This window comes from Escherichia sp. E10V10 (genome assembly GCF_004211985.1).
In the GTDB taxonomy this organism is placed as follows: Bacteria; Pseudomonadota; Gammaproteobacteria; order Enterobacterales; family Enterobacteriaceae; genus Escherichia.
Genome location: NZ_RHJO01000001.1, coordinates 906,026 through 922,759, shown reverse-complemented (window position 1 = coordinate 922,759; position 16,734 = coordinate 906,026). Strand labels below are relative to the sequence as shown.

Sequence of the window (16,734 nt, the reverse complement as noted above, 5' to 3'; positions counted from 1 at the left end):
TATGAACAGATTGACCCACGTAAAGCTGCCGTTGAAGCCGCTATCGCCCGTGCTAAAGCGCGCAAGCTGGAACAGCAGCAGGCCAACGTAGAGCAGGAAGAACAGGTTGATCCCCGCAAAGCTGCAGTTGCCGCGGCTATCGCCCGGGTTCAGGCAAAAAAAGCCGCTCAGCAAAAGGTTGTAAACGAGGACTAAATGGTATTCAGAATAGCTAGCTCCCCTTATACCCATAACCAGCGCCAGACATCGCGCATCATGCTGCTGGTGCTGGTCGCAACCGTCCCTGGCATCGCTGCGCAACTGTGGTTTTTTGGCTGGGGTACTCTCGTTCAAATCCTGTTGGCCTCGGTCAGTGCACTCTTAGCCGAAGCCCTCGTACTCAAACTGCGCAAGCAATCTGTAGCTGCAACCTTAAAAGATAACTCAGCATTGCTAACGGGCTTATTACTGGCGGTAAGTATTCCGCCTCTTGCGCCGTGGTGGATGGTGGTACTCGGCACGGTGTTTGCCGTAATCATCGCTAAACAGCTGTATGGCGGTCTGGGGCAAAATCCGTTTAACCCGGCAATGATTGGTTATGTGGTATTACTGATCTCCTTCCCGGTACAGATGACCAGCTGGTTGCCGCCGCATGAGATTGCGGTCAACGTCCCTGGATTCATTGATGCTGTACAGATTATCTTCAGCGGTCATACCGCCAGTGGTGGTGATATGAACACACTTCGCTTAGGTATCGATGGCATTAGCCAGGCGACACCGCTGGATACGTTCAAAACATCTGTACGCGCCGGTCATTCGGTTGAACAGATTATGCAGTATCCAATTTACAGCGGTGTTCTCGCGGGCGCTGGCTGGCAATGGGTAAACCTCGCCTGGCTGGTTGGTGGCGTGTGGCTGCTATGGCAGAAAGCGATTCGTTGGCATATTCCCGTCAGTTTCTTAGTTACACTGGCCCTGTGCGCAACGCTGGGTTGGTTGTTCGCCCCCGAAACACTAGCTTCACCGCAGATTCATCTGCTGTCTGGCGCGACCATGCTCGGTGCATTCTTTATTCTGACCGATCCAGTAACCGCGTCTACCACCAATCGTGGTCGTCTGCTTTTCGGTGCGCTGGCTGGATTATTAGTCTGGCTGATCCGCAGTTTTGGTGGCTATCCTGACGGCGTTGCCTTTGCTGTCCTGCTGGCGAACATCACGGTTCCTCTGATCGATTACTACACGCGTCCACGCGTATACGGCCATCGCAAAGGATAAACCATGCTGAAGACTATCCGAAAACACGGTATTACGCTGGCGCTGTTCGCCGCTGGTTCAACAGGTTTAACGGCTGCCATCAACCAGATGACCAAAGCCACGATTGCTGAACAGGCTAGCCTGCAACAAAAAGCGTTATTTGATCAGGTGTTACCAGCCGATCGCTATAACAACGAGCTGGCCCAAAGTTGCTATATAGTGACTGCGCCAGAGTTAGGAAAAGGTGAACATCGGATTTACATCGCGAAACAGGATGATAAACCGGTAGCTGCCGTTCTGGAGGCCACCGCGCCGGATGGTTATTCCGGTGCGATTCAGTTGTTGGTTGGGGCCGATTTTAACGGCACGGTACTTGGCACCCGCGTGACAGAACATCACGAAACGCCGGGACTTGGCGACAAAATCGAACTACGCCTTTCTGACTGGATCACCCATTTTGCGGGTAAACAAATCAGCGGTGCGGATGACGCTCACTGGGCGGTGAAGAAAGATGGTGGTGATTTCGACCAGTTCACCGGGGCGACCATTACGCCTCGCGCGGTGGTGAATGCGGTAAAACACGCCGGATTGTATGCCCAAACGTTGCCAGCACAACTTTCTCAACTTCCTGCCTGTGGAGAATAAACCGTGAGCGAAATTAAAGACGTTATTGTTCAGGGGTTATGGAAGAACAACTCTGCGCTGGTCCAGTTACTTGGCCTCTGTCCGCTGCTGGCGGTCACTTCCACTGCCACCAACGCACTGGGTTTAGGGCTTGCGACAACGCTGGTGTTGACTCTCACCAACCTGACCATCTCGACGCTGCGTCACTGGACGCCAGCCGAAATCCGAATCCCGATTTACGTGATGATCATCGCCTCGGTGGTCAGCGCCGTACAAATGCTGATTAACGCATACGCCTTTGGCCTGTATCAATCGTTAGGGATTTTTATTCCTCTGATTGTCACTAACTGTATCGTTGTTGGCCGTGCGGAAGCCTTCGCCGCAAAAAAAGGTCCGGCGCTCTCCGCACTTGATGGTTTTTCGATAGGCATGGGCGCAACCTGCGCCATGTTCGTACTGGGTTCACTACGCGAAATCATCGGCAACGGAACATTGTTTGACGGTGCCGATGCGCTGTTGGGTAACTGGGCCAAAGTACTTCGGGTAGAGATCTTCCATACCGATTCTCCCTTCCTGTTAGCAATGTTACCGCCAGGCGCATTCATTGGTCTGGGGCTGATGCTGGCGGGAAAATATCTGATTGATGAAAGAATGAAAAAGCGCCGCGCTGAAGCAGCTGCTACACGCGAGTTGCCAAACGGTGAAACAGGGAATGTCTGATGAACAAAGCAAAACGACTGGAGATCCTCACTCGCCTGCGTGAGAACAACCCTCATCCTACAACCGAACTTAATTTCAGTTCGCCTTTTGAATTATTGATTGCTGTACTGCTTTCCGCCCAGGCGACCGATGTCAGCGTCAATAAGGCGACGGCAAAGCTTTACCCGGTGGCCAATACACCTGCCGCAATGCTCGAACTGGGCGTCGATGGGGTTAAAGCGTATATCAAAACCATTGGGCTATATAACAGCAAAGCAGAAAATATCATCAAAACCTGCCGTATTTTGCTCGAACAGCATAATGGCGAAGTTCCGGAAGATCGCGCTGCGCTGGAAGCCCTGCCCGGTGTAGGGCGTAAAACAGCAAACGTGGTATTGAATACTGCTTTCGGTTGGCCGACCATTGCTGTAGATACGCACATTTTCCGCGTCTGTAATCGCACCCAATTTGCACCGGGGAAAAATGTCGAACAGGTTGAAGAAAAACTACTCAAAGTGGTTCCGGCAGAATTCAAAGTCGATTGCCACCACTGGTTAATCCTCCACGGGCGTTACACCTGTATTGCCCGCAAGCCTCGCTGTGGCTCCTGCATTATTGAAGATCTTTGTGAATACAAAGAGAAAGTTGACATCTGACGAAAAGGGGTAACATCGTTATCCCATTCATAACTATTTCTCATCCTCTTATAAAACATCTTGTTAACGTCAATGATGCCGCCTCGCGGCATCATTGTCAGGCAATCCGTTTGTGAATAACCAAAAATGCAGGTTAATTGTTTTTTTAATAGCGAAATTTTCTATCTATTCGTGATCAAGATCACACTGATGTCATAATGTAAAAATATTGCTCTATTTAAGTTAAATTTGACAAGGCATAGATTCAACCAGGGCATAAACCTACAAAACATTACACTGTCTATTTTTCAGATAATGGACTATCTCACTACATAAAACACCTTACAGTAGAACATATCGCCAAATATCAGTATCCCCCCTCTTCTGGTAGTGAAAAAATCTGCCGTTACGTTTTTTGAAAAATTTAACGCTGGATAACATTTCAATGGGCCGATGATTTCTCCATGCCAGTTATATGTAACAGATTATTACAAAGGACTTGTCTGAAAGTGCAAGATAGTGAACATTACCTGCCGTTTCCCCTCCCACTATAACAATTGCGCGTATGTTTATTAGACATCACGCGAGAAAGCACCCCCGTTAATATGGGATGTAAAAAAAGAGGTAAAAGTGTCCACTGCAAACCAAAAACCAACAGAAAGCGTTAGTTTGAACGCTTTCAAACAACCGAAGGCGTTCTATCTCATCTTCTCGATCGAGTTATGGGAACGCTTTGGTTATTACGGCCTACAAGGAATTATGGCTGTTTACCTGGTTAAACAACTGGGTATGTCCGAAGCGGATTCAATCACACTTTTCTCTTCCTTTAGCGCCCTGGTTTATGGTCTTGTCGCTATTGGTGGTTGGTTAGGCGATAAAGTACTGGGTACAAAACGCGTCATTATGCTTGGCGCTATTGTGCTGGCGATTGGTTATGCGCTGGTTGCCTGGTCTGGTCACGATGCCGGTATCGTCTATATGGGTATGGCGGCAATTGCGGTCGGTAACGGCCTGTTTAAAGCCAACCCGTCTTCACTGCTGTCAACTTGCTACGAGAAAAACGATCCACGCCTGGACGGTGCATTCACCATGTACTACATGTCCGTCAACATCGGTTCATTCTTCTCTATGATTGCAACGCCGTGGTTAGCAGCCAAGTATGGCTGGAGCGTCGCATTCGCCCTTAGCGTAGTTGGTCTGTTGATCACCATCGTTAACTTCGCCTTTTGCCAACGCTGGGTTAAGCAGTACGGTTCAAAACCTGACTTCGAGCCGATCAACTACCGCAATCTGCTGTTAACCATTATTGGTGTTGTCGCGCTGATTGCTATTGCCACCTGGCTGCTGCACAACCAGGACGTTGCGCGTATGGCGCTGGGCGTTGTTGCCTTCGGTATCGTGGTTATCTTCGGTAAAGAAGCCTTTGCAATGAAAGGTGCTGCACGTCGTAAAATGATCGTTGCTTTCATCCTGATGCTTGAAGCAATCATCTTCTTCGTGCTGTACAGCCAGATGCCGACGTCTCTGAACTTCTTTGCAATCCGTAACGTTGAGCACACCATTCTGGGCCTGGCAGTAGAACCTGAACAGTATCAGGCACTGAACCCGTTCTGGATCATCATTGGTAGCCCGATTCTCGCCGCTATCTATAACAAGATGGGCGATACCCTGCCGATGCCGACTAAGTTTGCTATCGGTATGGTGATGTGTTCTGGCGCGTTCCTGATCCTGCCACTGGGCGCGAAATTCGCCTCTGACGCTGGTATCGTGTCTGTAAGCTGGCTGGTCGCAAGCTATGGCCTGCAGAGTATCGGTGAACTGATGATCTCCGGTCTGGGTCTGGCAATGGTTGCTCAGCTCGTTCCACAGCGTCTGATGGGCTTTATTATGGGTAGCTGGTTCCTGACCACTGCCGGTGCAAACCTGATTGGTGGTTATGTTGCGGGTATGATGGCCGTACCGGATAACGTAACCGATCCGCTGATGTCGCTGGAAGTCTATGGCCGCGTGTTCTTACAGATTGGTGTCGCCACTGCCGTTATTGCAGTGCTGATGCTGCTGACCGCGCCGAAACTGCATCGTATGACTCAGGACGATGCTGCTGATAAAGCGGCGAAAGCTGCCGTAGCGTAAATTTCAGGGAAACTCTTTTACAAGCCGCTAACTTTTCGTTAGCGGCTTTTTTTTTGTTCAGCAACGCACTACCATACTTTAAACCACAGCCAAAAGGAGTTACCGATGAAACTGTTCTACAAACCGGGCGCCTGCTCTCTTGCTTCCCATATCATCCTGCGTGAGAGCGGAAAGGACTTTACGCTCACCAGTGTGGATTTAATGAAAAAGCGTCTGGAAAACGGCGATGATTACTTTGCGATTAATCCTAAAGGGCAGGTTCCTGCTCTGCTGCTGGACGATGGCACTCTGCTCACGGAAGGCGTGGCCATTATGCAGTATCTTGCCGACAGCGTCCCCGACCGCCAGTTACTGGCTCCGGTAAACAGTATTTCTCGCTATAAAACCATCGAATGGCTGAACTATATCGCCACTGAGTTGCATAAAGGCTTTACTCCGCTGTTTCACCCGGCTACACCGGAAGAGTTCAAGCCGACTGCACGCGCACAGCTGGAGAAAAAACTGCAGTACGTTAACGATGCGCTGAAAGAGGATCACTGGATTTGCGGGCAACGTTTTACTATTGCTGACGCCTATCTGTTTACTGTACTGCGCTGGGCATATGGGGTGAAATTGAATCTGGAAGGTTTAGCGCATATTGCCGCCTATATGCAGCGTATGGCTGAACGTCCGACGGTAAAAGCCGCGCTAACAGCAGAAGGCTTGCAGTAATGGTTTATCGGCCCGCAGGATACTGTGGGCCGACAAGACACTTTTCAGAGCTTCGTCGCACTGAAGTAGTGTTCTGGTTTAGCAATACGATCCTGTGCAGCTACAACTTGCAGCTCATATTCCTGCATCGCTTTGGTGGTTACCATAATTTCGTATACCGCCGCGGTCACATGCTCCAGCGCCTGCTGCAACGTTGCGCCCTGTAGTAGTTTCACCAGCAGTAACCCGCTCGTCACATCACCAACACCTACTGGCTGACGCGTGCCAAAATCTACCAGAGGACGGTCGATATGCCATGCTTCATCGGCAGTGACCAGCAGCATTTCAAAACGTTCTGTGCTGTAACCGGCACGCGCCAGATGTTTCACCAGTACGATTTCAGGCCCCTGAGCAATAAGTTCGCGCGCAGCTTTAACCGCATCTTCGACGTTATGTACCGGATGCTCGCAGAGGATTTCCAGCTCAACCAGATTTGGCGCGATGATATCGCTGGCAGGAAGACCGTGACGCACGTGGAACTCCGCCACACCTGGCGCAACGATACAGCCTTTTTCGGGGTGTCCCATTACCGGATCGCAAAAATATTTCGCCTGCGGGTTCGCCGCTTTAACCTGACGGACAATACCGAGGATATGCTCGCCCTGCTCCGCCGACCCCAGATAGCCGCTTAATACAGCATCACAAGTGTGCAACTTATCGATGGCAGCAATGCCTTGCACAATTTCGGTTAAATGGCTGGGCGGCATAACACAGCCGGTCCATTTGCCGTATTGAGTGTGATTAGAAAATTGAACGGTGTTGAGCGGCCAGACATTCGCGCCCAGGCGGCGCATTGGAAACTCTGCCGCGCTGTTACCCGCATGACCATAGACAACGTGAGACTGGATAGCGAGAATATTTTTCATCGTGTTCCCTGTATAAAAATCAGGGGGAGTGATTTCTCACCCCCCCTTTCCACTTAATGCATTATTTCCAGCAAATCAGACAGTAATTCTTTTTGCCGCGACGAAGTAAGGTATAACGACCAAACAGACGATCTTCTTCTTTAAAGAAGTATTCTGGATCGGACTGTTTTTCACCATTAATGGTGATGGCATTAGAGGCGATAGTTTTACGCGCCTGACCACGGGAAGGTTGCAGTTCAGAATCAACCAACGCCTGCATCAGATCAGCGCCTTTTTCCATTTCTACCATCGGTACGCCGTCCTGCGCCAGTTGTTCGAAGTCCGCTTCACTCAGCGCACTCAGAGAACCGCTGAACAGGCACTCGGTAATACGTTTCGCAGCTTGCAAACCTTCTTCACCGTGAACCAGACGCGTCACCTGCTCCGCAAGCACATACTGAGCGCGTGGCGCTTTACCGCTGTTTTTGTCTTCTTCTTCGAGGGCATTGATCTCTTCAATGCTCATAAAGGTAAAGAACTTCAGGAAGCGGTAAACGTCAGCATCAGCAGTATTGATCCAGAACTGGTAGAACTTGTACGGACTGGTTTTCTTCGGATCCAGCCATACTGCACCACCTTCAGTTTTACCGAACTTAGTGCCGTCTGCTTTGGTGATCAGCGGAACGGTCAGGCCAAACACCTGGTTCTGATGCAGACGACGGGTCAGATCGATACCAGAGGTGATGTTACCCCACTGGTCAGAACCGCCGATTTGCAGCACCACACCGTACTGTTTGTTCAGGCAGGCAAAGTCATAGCCCTGCAACAGGTTGTAGGAAAACTCGGTAAACGAAATCCCCTGATCTTCACGGTTGAGACGCTGTTTAACCGCTTCTTTGTTGATCATCTGGTTAACGGAGAAGTGCTTGCCGATATCGCGCAGGAAGGTCAGCACATTCATATTGCCGAACCAGTCATAGTTGTTCGCTGCGATAGCAGAGTTTTCTCCGCAGTCGAAATCGAGGAACGGGGCAACCTGCTTGCGGATTTTGTCCACCCACTCCTGAACAGTTTCTTCAGTGTTCAGCTTACGCTCGGCAGCTTTGAAGCTCGGGTCGCCAATCAGACCCGTGGCGCCGCCTACCAGCGCAACCGGCTTGTGGCCCGCCTGCTGGAAGCGTTTCAGGCATAACAATGGAACAAGATGCCCCAAATGCAAGCTGTCAGCGGTAGGATCGAAGCCGCAATAGAGCGCGATCGGGCCTTGCGCCAGTCGCTCTGCTAACGCTTCTTCGTCCGTCACCTGGGCCACCAGCCCCCGCTCTTGCAATTGTTTAATCAAGTTACTGCTTGCCATCAAAATCTCCATGTATATAACGACTGCACCTTTGCCGGTACACGACTTTTCGCCAGATGCGAAAGAGACATAGAATAAAGTGCCGGAATCAGGAGTACCAGCGATTAAAGCAAGATTTTTGCATCTTTTCAGGGTGCGAGGCGATCGATTTTCCACGCCTCGTTTTCACGCTGGTACAAAAAGCGGTCATGCAGCCGATGCTCACCGCCCTGCCAGAACTCAATCTGTTCAAGGCTGACGCGAAAACCGCCCCAAAAACTCGGCAACGGCACTTCGCCCTGCTGAAACTTCTGCTTCAATTCCAGGAATTTGCTTTCAAGGATCCCACGCGCAGAAATACGGCTGGATTGCTTCGATACCCACGCGCCAATCTGGCTATCACGCGGGCGGCTATGAAAATATTTCATCACTTCGAGAGTCGAAAGACGTTCCGCTTTACCGATAACCATTACCTGCCGTTCCAGGGTATGCCATGGGAAAAGCAGGCTAACGCGCGGATTATTTTCGATTTGGTGTGCTTTACGGCTGCCGAGGTTGGTGTAAAACACCATCCCTTTTTCATCGTAATGTTTTAGTAAAACAATGCGCTGATAGGGTTGGCCATGTTCATCAACGGTGGCGACGACCATCGCAGTAGGATCGGCCAGTTTGGCTTCACAGGCCTGAGAAAGCCAGCGTTCAAAAAGGGTTAAAGGATCGGCGGGAAGATCGCGGCGGCGTAAACCGCCTTTAGTGTATTCACGGCGCAGATGCGCGATTTGCTGCAATTCGTCGTTATCAGCCATGGTTTTCTTTACAAATTGTCAGTGGGTGACGCTATTGTGCGCCGCCCCTGGAAAAATCTCAACGCTGTGGATTTTGTAACTGACAGTTATTCAAGACGATGCGGTCACGTTTATAGACCGTCGCCTCATCACCTTTTGACCAGAAAACGTAGATACCGTCGGTATAACGTGCGCCAGAAGCTGAAATACCCTGTTTAAGGTGCAGCAGTTGATTATCGTAAACAAAACTAACTTCCTGACGCGGATTATTCAGTTTGACCGTCAACGGTTTTTCATCACACTGGTATTCCAGCGTATCAGTTTGCATGCGCTCAACCAGTTGATTAAACGCGCCACAGCCGGTAAGAAATAGCGGCAGACAAAGTAGTAACAGTTTTTTCATAAACATATCCCGAAGACTTTCCTGGTCCGGAGGGCAAAAACGCCCTCCTCAACTTCCAAGTGTAACGGCAGACGCAGTAAGAAAAATTCAGTTAACTCTGATATCGCGGGTTGGCAGGGAAAATAGCGCCCAGCACCGTCTCCTCGCTTGCGCCGGTAACGGAAGGTAGATTGCCGGGCAGCCCAGCCAGCGTTCGCCAGGCAAGCCATGCGAAGGCTAACGCTTCCATATCATCGCCACTAATGCCAACGGCATCGGTGGAGGTCACTTCAGTACCTGGCAGTAATGCAGCCAGACGCGCCATAAGCAGCGGATTGCGACTTCCGCCACCACATACCATCAATCGATCGCAGCCACCGCTCAACAAGACTTGTTCAGAAATGGTCACGGCGGTGAGTTCCGCCAGTGTTGCCTGGACATCTCGCGCATCCAGGCCAGGGAAATCGCGTAGATGACGCTCCAGCCAGGCATAGTTAAAGTATTCGCGCCCGGTGCTTTTGGGTGCTGGCTGGGAAAAATAGGGATCGCTAAGCATTTTTTGCAGCAGCGGCAGAATAACCTTGCCCGCCCGCGCCCACTCAGCGTCTTTATCGTAAGGTTTACCGACCTGACGGCAGATCCATGCGTCCATTAGCATGTTGCCCGGTCCGGTATCGTAGCCACCTACCGGCATTCCTGGAATGAGTAGTGACAGATTGGCAATACCACCAATATTAAGCACCATTCGCCGCTCAGTTGGATGGGCCAGCAATGCGTGATGAAAAGCAGGTACCAGCGGTGCGCCCTGGCCACCTAAGGCGATATCGCGACGGCGAAAATCCCCGACGACGGTAATTCCAGTCCGCGCAACAATTTGATTGTTATCACCAATCTGTAGCGTATGTGGCGCGACGCCCGTGGGTTCGTGCCAGACGGTCTGGCCATGACAACCGATAGCTACGATATCTTTCGGCTGTAAATTTTCTGCTTTTAATAGTGCATTAACGGCATCCGCAAACAAGCAGCCAAGTCGGGTATCCAGTTGACCAAACTGGGAGAGCGTAAGCTGTTGCCCCTGGCAAATATCCAGCACCGCCTGTTTGATTGATGGGGGAATCGGCCAGCTCAAACTCGCCAGCTGCGCCACCCGGTGTTCATCGATCGTCGCTAACACAACATCGATACCATCCAGGCTAGTACCTGACATAACCCCAATAAAGCGGCCTGATTTCATAGTTCATCCTTTTTCAACCTGATGTTTGCGTTCCACTCAAACACAAACCTTTCGCGAATTCCATGCATAAGAGCCGATTTTTATTGTTGGTAGTAAAAGATTATATTCACATCAATAACTAATATGAATGTTTTGTTTATACTTGGTTAACCCTACTCTAATTATGATTTAATCATGTTTTAGTGGAACATGTAATCATGGTTATACTAATGCGGTTTACTTTGACCATTAGGGATGCTTGTGAGGCGTTTCATGGTAATCAGGAGATTTTTCAATGATTAAACGCGTACTGGTTGTATCAATGGTAGGTCTTTCTCTTGTTGGTTGTGTTAACAACGATACCCTATCTGGCGATGTTTATACTGCCTCTGAAGCGAAGCAAGTGCAGAATGTCAGCTACGGCACAATCGTGAACGTACGGCAGGTACAGATTCAGGGCGGTGATGATTCCAACGTCATCGGCGCAATTGGCGGTGCGGTTCTCGGTGGTTTTCTTGGTAATACCGTTGGTGGCGGTACTGGACGCTCTTTGGCTACCGCAGCAGGTGCCGTCGCGGGTGGTGTAGCCGGTCAGGGCGTACAGAGCGCAATGAACAAAACACAGGGTGTGGAGCTGGAAATTCGTAAAGATGATGGCAACACCATCATGGTGGTACAGAAACAGGGCAATACCCATTTCTCTCCGGGACAACGTGTCGTTCTGGCCAGCAACGGCAGCCAGGTGACGGTTTCCCCGCGCTAAACAAGTTGACGTGTGGTCAGCGACCTGGCCACACGCCCCCTTTATTTCACCCTTTGGCCTGTAACTCAGTAATATTATGCTCAAGTTTTGCAATGAGCCTAATCAGTTGTTCCAGTTCCTCTGCTGAAATCCCATCCAAAATTTCCGCCCGGGTCTTGTTAATAACAGCTTCCATTTCGCTAATCAGCGGCTCCGCCTTTTCCGTCAGTTTAATACGTTTGGCCCGCCGATCGCTGGGACTAGTTTGACGCGAAATTAACCCTTTTTCTTCCAGTTGGTCCAACGTACGAACCAGTGATGGCTGCTCAATGCCGATCGCTTTTGCCAGTTGAATTTGCGACTGGTCTGGAGGTAACTGATGTATATTGTGCAACGTCACCCAATGGGTTTGCGTTAACTCCAGGGGTTTCAGGCGATGGTCTATCAGAGCACGCCATATGCGCACCAACCGTGCCAGATCAGAACCTAGTGGCGATTCCAATTTCATCTCCTTATAATTAGCTTGCTAAGATATTATACGGCTTTTAGAATAGTGTGCAGCAATTGTATTGCTAAAACAAATGGATTGCTGCATTTGCTTACCGTCAGACATGCTTTTCAGAAATAGCGAGTAATTTTCTCTCACATAAACAATATTTATTAATCTAAAGCAATAAACTCAGCCTCAAAGGAATCTATTTTGTGAAGTTTATGCATAGTGCAACAGGATTGCCCCTACAAGATCTGGTGTTCGGTGCATCCGTCTACTTTCCTCCGTTTTTCAAAGCCTTCGCGCTTGGATTCGTCGTATGGCTTGTCCTGCACCGCCTGCTTCGCGACTGGATCTACGCGGGCGACATCTGGCATCCCTTGTTAATGGATTTGTCGCTGTTTGCGATCTGCGTATGCTCCGCCCTGGCAATATTGATTGCGTGGTAACTATGTCAATTAAAACCATTAAGTATTTCTCAACAATAATTGTAGCAGTAGTTGCCGTTCTCGCCGGGTGGTGGCTCTGGAACTATTACATGCAGTCACCGTGGACGCGGGATGGCAAAATACGCGCGGAACAGGTCGCTATCACCCCACAAGTGTCCGGACGTATTGTTGAGATGAATATAAAAGACAACCAGTTGGTTAACGCTGGCGATATTCTGTTCACTATCGATAAAACACCCTTCCAGATTGCCGAACTGAATGCCCAGGCCCAACTGGCGAAAGCGCAATCTGATCTTGCCAGAGCCAATAATGAGGCCAATCGCCGCCGTCATCTCTCGCAAAATTTTATCTCTGCCGAAGAACTGGATACGGCAAACCTCAATGTTAAAGCGATGCAGGCCAGTGTCGATGGCGCACAAGCAACGCTGAAACAGGCACAATGGCAACTGGCACAAACGGAAATTCGCGCCCCGGTCAGCGGATGGGTCACCAACCTTACTACCCGCATCGGCGACTACGCCGACACAGGAAAACCGCTGTTTGCCCTGGTGGACAGTCACTCGTTTTACGTCATTGGTTATTTTGAAGAAACCAAATTGCGGCATATCCGCGACGGTGCGCCAGCACACATTACGCTCTATAGCGACAACAAAACGTTACAGGGTCACGTCTCCAGTATCGGTCGGGCAATTTATGATCAGAGTGTGGAAAACGATTCCAGCCTGATTCCAGACGTTAAACCTAACGTTCCCTGGGTTCGTCTCGCCCAGCGCGTCCCGGTTCGCTTTGCCCTTGATAATGTTCCCGGCGATGTCACGCTGGTATCCGGCACAACCTGTAGTATCGCAGTAGGTCAGTAATGAACGCCTGGTCATGGTCTCTGCGCAATCTGCCCTGGTTTAAGGCCACGCTGGCACAATGGCGCTACGCGTTGCGCAATACCCTTGCCATGTGTCTGGCGCTGACTGTTGCTTATTATTTAAATCTGGACGAGCCCTATTGGGCGATGACGTCAGCTGCGGTAGTGAGCTTTCCGACAGTTGGCGGTGTCATCAGCAAAAGCCTGGGGCGCATCGCTGGCAGTTTGATGGGGGCTATCGCGGCGCTAATCCTTGCCGGGCATACTCTCAACGAGCCGTGGTTCTTCCTGTTGAGCATGTCGGCATGGCTTGGTTTTTGTACCTGGGCCTGCGCGCATTTCACGAATAACGTGGCCTATGCGTTTCAACTGGCGGGTTACACAGCAGCGATTATCGCCTTCCCGATGGTCAATATCACTGAAGCAAGCCAGTTGTGGGACATCGCCCAGGCGCGCGTTTGCGAAGTGATCGTCGGTATTCTCTGCGGTGGGATGATGATGATGATTCTGCCGAGCACTTCCGATGCCACTGCCCTTTTAACCGCATTGAAAAACATGCACGCCCGTTTACTGGAACATGCCAGTTTACTCTGGCAGCCTGAAACAACCGATGCCATTCGTACCGCACATGAAGGGGTGATTGGGCAAATACTGACCATGAATTTACTGCGAATTCAGGCGTTCTGGAGCCACTATCGCTTCCGCCAGCAAAACGCGCGCCTCAATGCGTTACTCCACCAGCAATTACGCATGACCAGCGTCATTTCGAGCTTGCGGCGTATGTTGCTCAACTGGCCATCACCCCCTGGTGCTATACGGGAAATTCTTGAACAGTTGCTAACGGCACTCGCCAGCGGGCAAACGGATTTTTACACCGTCGCACGCATTATTGCCCCGCTACGCCCGACGAACTCAGCTGACTACCGGCACGTCGCTTTCTGGCAGCGACTACGTTATTTTTGCCGCCTTTATCTGCAAAGTAGTCAGGAATTACATCGCCTGCAAAGCGGCGTAGATGATCAAACCAGACTCCCTCGCGCGTCCGGGCTGGCACGTCATACCGATAATGCAGAAGCCATGTGGAGCGGGCTGCGGACATTTTGTACGTTGATGATGATTGGTGCGTGGAGTATTGCCTCGCAATGGGATGCCGGAGCCAATGCATTAACCCTGGCTGCAATTAGCTGCGTCCTTTACTCCGCCGTCGCAGCACCGTTTAAGTCATTGTCGCTGCTGATGCGCACGCTGGTATTGCTTTCGTTCTTTAGCTTTGTGGTTAAATTTGGCCTGATGGTCCAAATTAGCGAGCTGTGGCAATTTTTGCTGTTTCTTTTCCCCCTGCTGGCAACGATGCAGCTACTCAAAATACAATTGCCAAAACAAGCTGCATTATGGGGGCAACTGATTATTTTTATGGGATCATTTATCGCTGTCACTAATCCCCCGGTGTATGATTTTGCTGATTTTCTTAACGATAATCTGGCAAAAATCGTTGGCGTGGCGTTGGCGTGGTTAGCGTTCGCCATTCTGCGTCCAGGATCAGATGCTCGTAAAAGCCGTCGTCATATTCGCGCGCTGCGCCGGGATTTTGTCGATCAACTAAGCCGCCATCCAACACTGAGTGAAAGCGAATTTGAATCGCTCACTTATCATCACGTCAGTCAGTTGAGCAACAGCCAGGATGCGCTGGCGCGCCGCTGGTTATTACGTTGGGGGGTGGTGCTACTGAACTGTTCGCATGTTGTCTGGCAATTACGCGAGTGGGAGTCACGTTCTGATCCGTTATCACAAGTGCGGGATAACTGTATTTCGCTGTTGCGGGGAGTGATGAGTGAGCGTGGCGTTCAGCAAAAATCGCTGGCTGCCACACTTGAAGAATTACAGCGGATTTGCGACAGCCTTGCCCGGCATCATCAGCCTGCTGCCCGTGAGCTGGCAGCGATTGTCTGGCGACTATACTGCTCGCTTTCGCAACTTGAGCAAGCACCGCCGCAAGGTACGCTGGCCTCTTAACTACTTAATAACACCACAGGCATAGCGTTCACCGCCACCGCCCAGCGGTTTAGGCTGATCGGACATATTATCGCCGCCAACGTGGATCATCAGCGCCTTGTCTTTGATTTCATCGAGTGATTTCAGACGAGGCGCAATAACGGCATCGGTCGCCTTGCCGTCATTATTGACCACCAGCGCAGGCAGATCGCCTAAATGTCCCGCACCTTCCGGCCCTTCATGCTTGTTGGTTTTTTGTGGATCAAGATGCCCGCCTGCAGATTCCGCGGCGCTGGCTTTGCCATCTTTGGTGGCTGGCTGGCAGCGTCCTTTAGCATGAATATGGAAGCCATGTTCACCGGGGGGTAATGCTTTCAGATCGGGTGAAAACTCCAGACCTTTATCGGTTTCAGTAATAGTTACGCTACCTATTGACTGCCCAACCCCTTGCGACGTAACGAGGTTCATCTCGACTTTTTCACTGGCCGCTTGTGCGCCGGTCGCAACAACCAGCGCCAGAATAGCCAGACTAAAACGCTTCATAGGACCTCCGTTCATTGTGCATACCCGTTAAGTGTAAACCAGTGACACATATTTGAACGGCGGCTATTCCTAAAAGTGTTTATGGTACGTCGTAACCCAGTGCCGCTTTACGGATACGGAACCATTGTTGGCGGGTCATTTTCAATGCTTCCGCTTCGACAGCTGCCCGCACGCGCTCAATTTTACCGGAGCCGATAATCGGCAGCGGCTGCGATGGCAGACGTAATATCCAGGCATAAACAACCTGCTCAATAGTGGCCGCGTTTAATTCCTGGGCTATCACAGCGAGTTCATCACGCAGCGGCTGGAAAAAATCATCATTGAACAGACGTCCACCACCAAGGCACGACCACGCCATCGGACGAACACGCAGTTGTTGCAGTTGGTCGAGCGTGCCATCCAGCAGCAACGGCTGATGCACCGGGGATATTTCCACCTGATTAGTGGCAAGGGTAAATGGCAGGCGTGATTGCAACAGGGCAAATTGCGCAGGCGTGAAGTTGGAGACGCCAAAATGGCGCACTTTGCCGCTCTGATGCAGATGTTTAAACGCATCCGCCACTTCATCGGCATCCATTAACGGGTCGGGACGGTGGATTAACAGCAGATCCAGATGATCGGTCGCAAGATTAATCAGCGACTGTTCGGCGCTTTTAATAATATGGTCGCGGTCAGTGATGTAATGACCAATAACGTTTTCTTCACGTGCAGTTGTTGCGATGCCACATTTGCTGACGATTTCCATCCGTTCACGCAGATGAGGTGCCAGCTTCAGCGCCTCGCCAAACGCCGCTTCGCACTGATAGCCGCCATATATATCAGCATGGTCCACGGTGGTAATGCCGAGATCCAGATGCTCCTCAATAAAGCTAACCAACTGACGGGCAGACATATTCCAGTCCATTAGTCGCCAGTAGCCCATCACAAAACGGGAAAACTCCGGGCCTTGCGGCGCAATAGTAATACGCTGAACCATAATCGCTTCCTCTTATCAGATATGAGAGGAGTATACGCAAGATTATGC

The 16,734-nt window shown here is 50.6% G+C and carries 19 protein-coding genes; 11 read left to right on the top strand and 8 right to left on the bottom strand.

Features of this window, described 5'->3' with window-relative positions:
* From D9736_RS04505 to gstA, 7 genes are all read left to right on the top strand, one after another.
* The coding region (locus D9736_RS04505; RefSeq protein WP_130257804.1) for an electron transporter RnfC at window positions 1-195 on the top strand (195 nt) is incomplete at its 5' end.
* Complete coding sequence (gene rsxD, locus D9736_RS04500; protein ID WP_130257803.1) at window positions 196-1,254, top strand: electron transport complex subunit RsxD; 1,059 nt, start codon at window positions 196-198, stop codon at window positions 1,252-1,254.
* A gap of 3 nt (window positions 1,255-1,257) precedes the next feature.
* A complete protein-coding gene (rsxG, locus tag D9736_RS04495; RefSeq protein WP_130219004.1) occupies window positions 1,258-1,878 on the top strand; it encodes an electron transport complex subunit RsxG in 621 nt (206 codons plus the stop codon).
* Window positions 1,879-1,881: 3 nt separating this feature from the next.
* Window positions 1,882-2,577, top strand: coding sequence for an electron transport complex subunit RsxE (gene rsxE / locus D9736_RS04490; RefSeq protein ID WP_130257802.1), 696 nt, complete (start codon window positions 1,882-1,884; stop codon window positions 2,575-2,577).
* Entirely contained in the window at window positions 2,577-3,212 is a 636-nt protein-coding gene (gene nth / locus D9736_RS04485) for an endonuclease III (protein WP_130257801.1), read from the top strand. The genes rsxE and nth overlap by 1 nt, the downstream gene beginning before the upstream one ends.
* A gap of 609 nt (window positions 3,213-3,821) precedes the next feature.
* Complete coding sequence (dtpA, locus tag D9736_RS04480) at window positions 3,822-5,324, top strand: dipeptide/tripeptide permease DtpA (protein WP_064530078.1); 1,503 nt, start codon at window positions 3,822-3,824, stop codon at window positions 5,322-5,324.
* 105 nt (window positions 5,325-5,429) lie between these two features.
* Complete coding sequence (gstA, locus tag D9736_RS04475; RefSeq protein ID WP_130224742.1) at window positions 5,430-6,035, top strand: glutathione transferase GstA; 606 nt, start codon at window positions 5,430-5,432, stop codon at window positions 6,033-6,035.
* A gap of 44 nt (window positions 6,036-6,079) precedes the next feature.
* Here gstA and pdxY read toward each other — a convergent pair whose 3' ends face one another.
* From pdxY to anmK, 5 genes are all read right to left on the bottom strand, one after another.
* On the bottom strand, window positions 6,080-6,940 hold the full coding sequence (pdxY, locus tag D9736_RS04470; protein ID WP_130219000.1) for a pyridoxal kinase PdxY: 861 nt from the start codon (window positions 6,938-6,940) through the stop codon (window positions 6,080-6,082).
* 61 nt (window positions 6,941-7,001) lie between these two features.
* Complete coding sequence (gene tyrS / locus D9736_RS04465; RefSeq protein WP_053264059.1) at window positions 7,002-8,276, bottom strand: tyrosine--tRNA ligase; 1,275 nt, start codon at window positions 8,274-8,276, stop codon at window positions 7,002-7,004.
* 128 nt (window positions 8,277-8,404) lie between these two features.
* Entirely contained in the window at window positions 8,405-9,061 is a 657-nt protein-coding gene (gene pdxH, locus D9736_RS04460; RefSeq protein WP_064530026.1) for a pyridoxamine 5'-phosphate oxidase, read from the bottom strand.
* Between the two features lie 58 nt (window positions 9,062-9,119).
* Window positions 9,120-9,449 carry a C-type lysozyme inhibitor gene (gene mliC, locus D9736_RS04455; RefSeq protein ID WP_130208174.1) on the bottom strand — a complete coding sequence of 110 codons (330 nt, stop codon included), beginning with the start codon at window positions 9,447-9,449 and terminating at the stop codon, window positions 9,120-9,122.
* An 85-nt stretch (window positions 9,450-9,534) separates the two neighbouring features.
* The gene (gene anmK, locus D9736_RS04450) at window positions 9,535-10,656 is read right to left on the bottom strand and encodes an anhydro-N-acetylmuramic acid kinase (RefSeq protein WP_130257800.1); all 1,122 of its coding nucleotides are present in this window, start codon (window positions 10,654-10,656) and stop codon (window positions 9,535-9,537) included.
* Window positions 10,657-10,930: 274 nt separating this feature from the next.
* Here anmK and slyB point away from each other — a divergent pair, with 274 nt between their 5' ends.
* Window positions 10,931-11,398: an outer membrane lipoprotein SlyB gene (slyB, locus tag D9736_RS04445; RefSeq protein WP_064530029.1), complete on the top strand. Its 468-nt coding sequence runs from the start codon at window positions 10,931-10,933 to the stop codon at window positions 11,396-11,398.
* A 46-nt stretch (window positions 11,399-11,444) separates the two neighbouring features.
* Here slyB and slyA read toward each other — a convergent pair whose 3' ends face one another.
* Entirely contained in the window at window positions 11,445-11,879 is a 435-nt protein-coding gene (gene slyA / locus D9736_RS04440; protein ID WP_130257799.1) for a transcriptional regulator SlyA, read from the bottom strand.
* Between the two features lie 200 nt (window positions 11,880-12,079).
* Here slyA and D9736_RS04435 point away from each other — a divergent pair, with 200 nt between their 5' ends.
* From D9736_RS04435 to D9736_RS04425, 3 genes are read left to right on the top strand one after another with little or no spacing between them, the layout of a single operon-like run.
* The gene (locus D9736_RS04435) at window positions 12,080-12,316 is read left to right on the top strand and encodes a DUF1656 domain-containing protein (protein ID WP_130208178.1); all 237 of its coding nucleotides are present in this window, start codon (window positions 12,080-12,082) and stop codon (window positions 12,314-12,316) included.
* Between the two features lie 2 nt (window positions 12,317-12,318).
* Window positions 12,319-13,176: an HlyD family secretion protein gene (locus tag D9736_RS04430; RefSeq protein WP_130257798.1), complete on the top strand. Its 858-nt coding sequence runs from the start codon at window positions 12,319-12,321 to the stop codon at window positions 13,174-13,176.
* Window positions 13,176-15,188, top strand: a complete 2,013-nt coding sequence (locus D9736_RS04425; protein ID WP_130257797.1) for an FUSC family protein — start codon at window positions 13,176-13,178, stop codon at window positions 15,186-15,188. Before D9736_RS04430 ends, D9736_RS04425 begins: the two co-directional genes overlap by 1 nt.
* Here D9736_RS04425 and sodC read toward each other — a convergent pair whose 3' ends face one another.
* Together sodC and D9736_RS04415 are read right to left on the bottom strand one after the other, a co-directional pair.
* Window positions 15,189-15,710, bottom strand: coding sequence for a superoxide dismutase [Cu-Zn] SodC (gene sodC / locus D9736_RS04420; protein ID WP_130224726.1), 522 nt, complete (start codon window positions 15,708-15,710; stop codon window positions 15,189-15,191).
* Window positions 15,711-15,789: 79 nt separating this feature from the next.
* Complete coding sequence (locus D9736_RS04415; protein ID WP_130218984.1) at window positions 15,790-16,686, bottom strand: aldo/keto reductase family oxidoreductase; 897 nt, start codon at window positions 16,684-16,686, stop codon at window positions 15,790-15,792.
* Window positions 16,687-16,734 lie beyond the last annotated feature (48 nt).

Bases quoted from the DNA above. Each gene is read 5' to 3' on its own strand.
- rsxD (WP_130257803.1), top strand. From the start codon at position 196: ATGGTATTCAGAATAGCTAGCTCCCCTTATACCCATAACCAGCGCCAG.
- rsxG (WP_130219004.1), top strand. From the start codon at position 1,258: ATGCTGAAGACTATCCGAAAACACGGTATTACGCTGGCGCTGTTCGCC.
- nth (WP_130257801.1), top strand. From the start codon at position 2,577: ATGAACAAAGCAAAACGACTGGAGATCCTCACTCGCCTGCGTGAGAAC.
- gstA (WP_130224742.1), top strand. From the start codon at position 5,430: ATGAAACTGTTCTACAAACCGGGCGCCTGCTCTCTTGCTTCCCATATC.
- pdxY (WP_130219000.1), bottom strand. From the start codon at position 6,940: ATGAAAAATATTCTCGCTATCCAGTCTCACGTTGTCTATGGTCATGCG.
- tyrS (WP_053264059.1), bottom strand. From the start codon at position 8,276: ATGGCAAGCAGTAACTTGATTAAACAATTGCAAGAGCGGGGGCTGGTG.
- pdxH (WP_064530026.1), bottom strand. From the start codon at position 9,061: ATGGCTGATAACGACGAATTGCAGCAAATCGCGCATCTGCGCCGTGAA.
- mliC (WP_130208174.1), bottom strand. From the start codon at position 9,449: ATGTTTATGAAAAAACTGTTACTACTTTGTCTGCCGCTATTTCTTACC.
- anmK (WP_130257800.1), bottom strand. From the start codon at position 10,656: ATGAAATCAGGCCGCTTTATTGGGGTTATGTCAGGTACTAGCCTGGAT.
- slyB (WP_064530029.1), top strand. From the start codon at position 10,931: ATGATTAAACGCGTACTGGTTGTATCAATGGTAGGTCTTTCTCTTGTT.
- D9736_RS04430 (WP_130257798.1), top strand. From the start codon at position 12,319: ATGTCAATTAAAACCATTAAGTATTTCTCAACAATAATTGTAGCAGTA.
- D9736_RS04425 (WP_130257797.1), top strand. From the start codon at position 13,176: ATGAACGCCTGGTCATGGTCTCTGCGCAATCTGCCCTGGTTTAAGGCC.
- sodC (WP_130224726.1), bottom strand. From the start codon at position 15,710: ATGAAGCGTTTTAGTCTGGCTATTCTGGCGCTGGTTGTTGCGACCGGC.
- D9736_RS04415 (WP_130218984.1), bottom strand. From the start codon at position 16,686: ATGGTTCAGCGTATTACTATTGCGCCGCAAGGCCCGGAGTTTTCCCGT.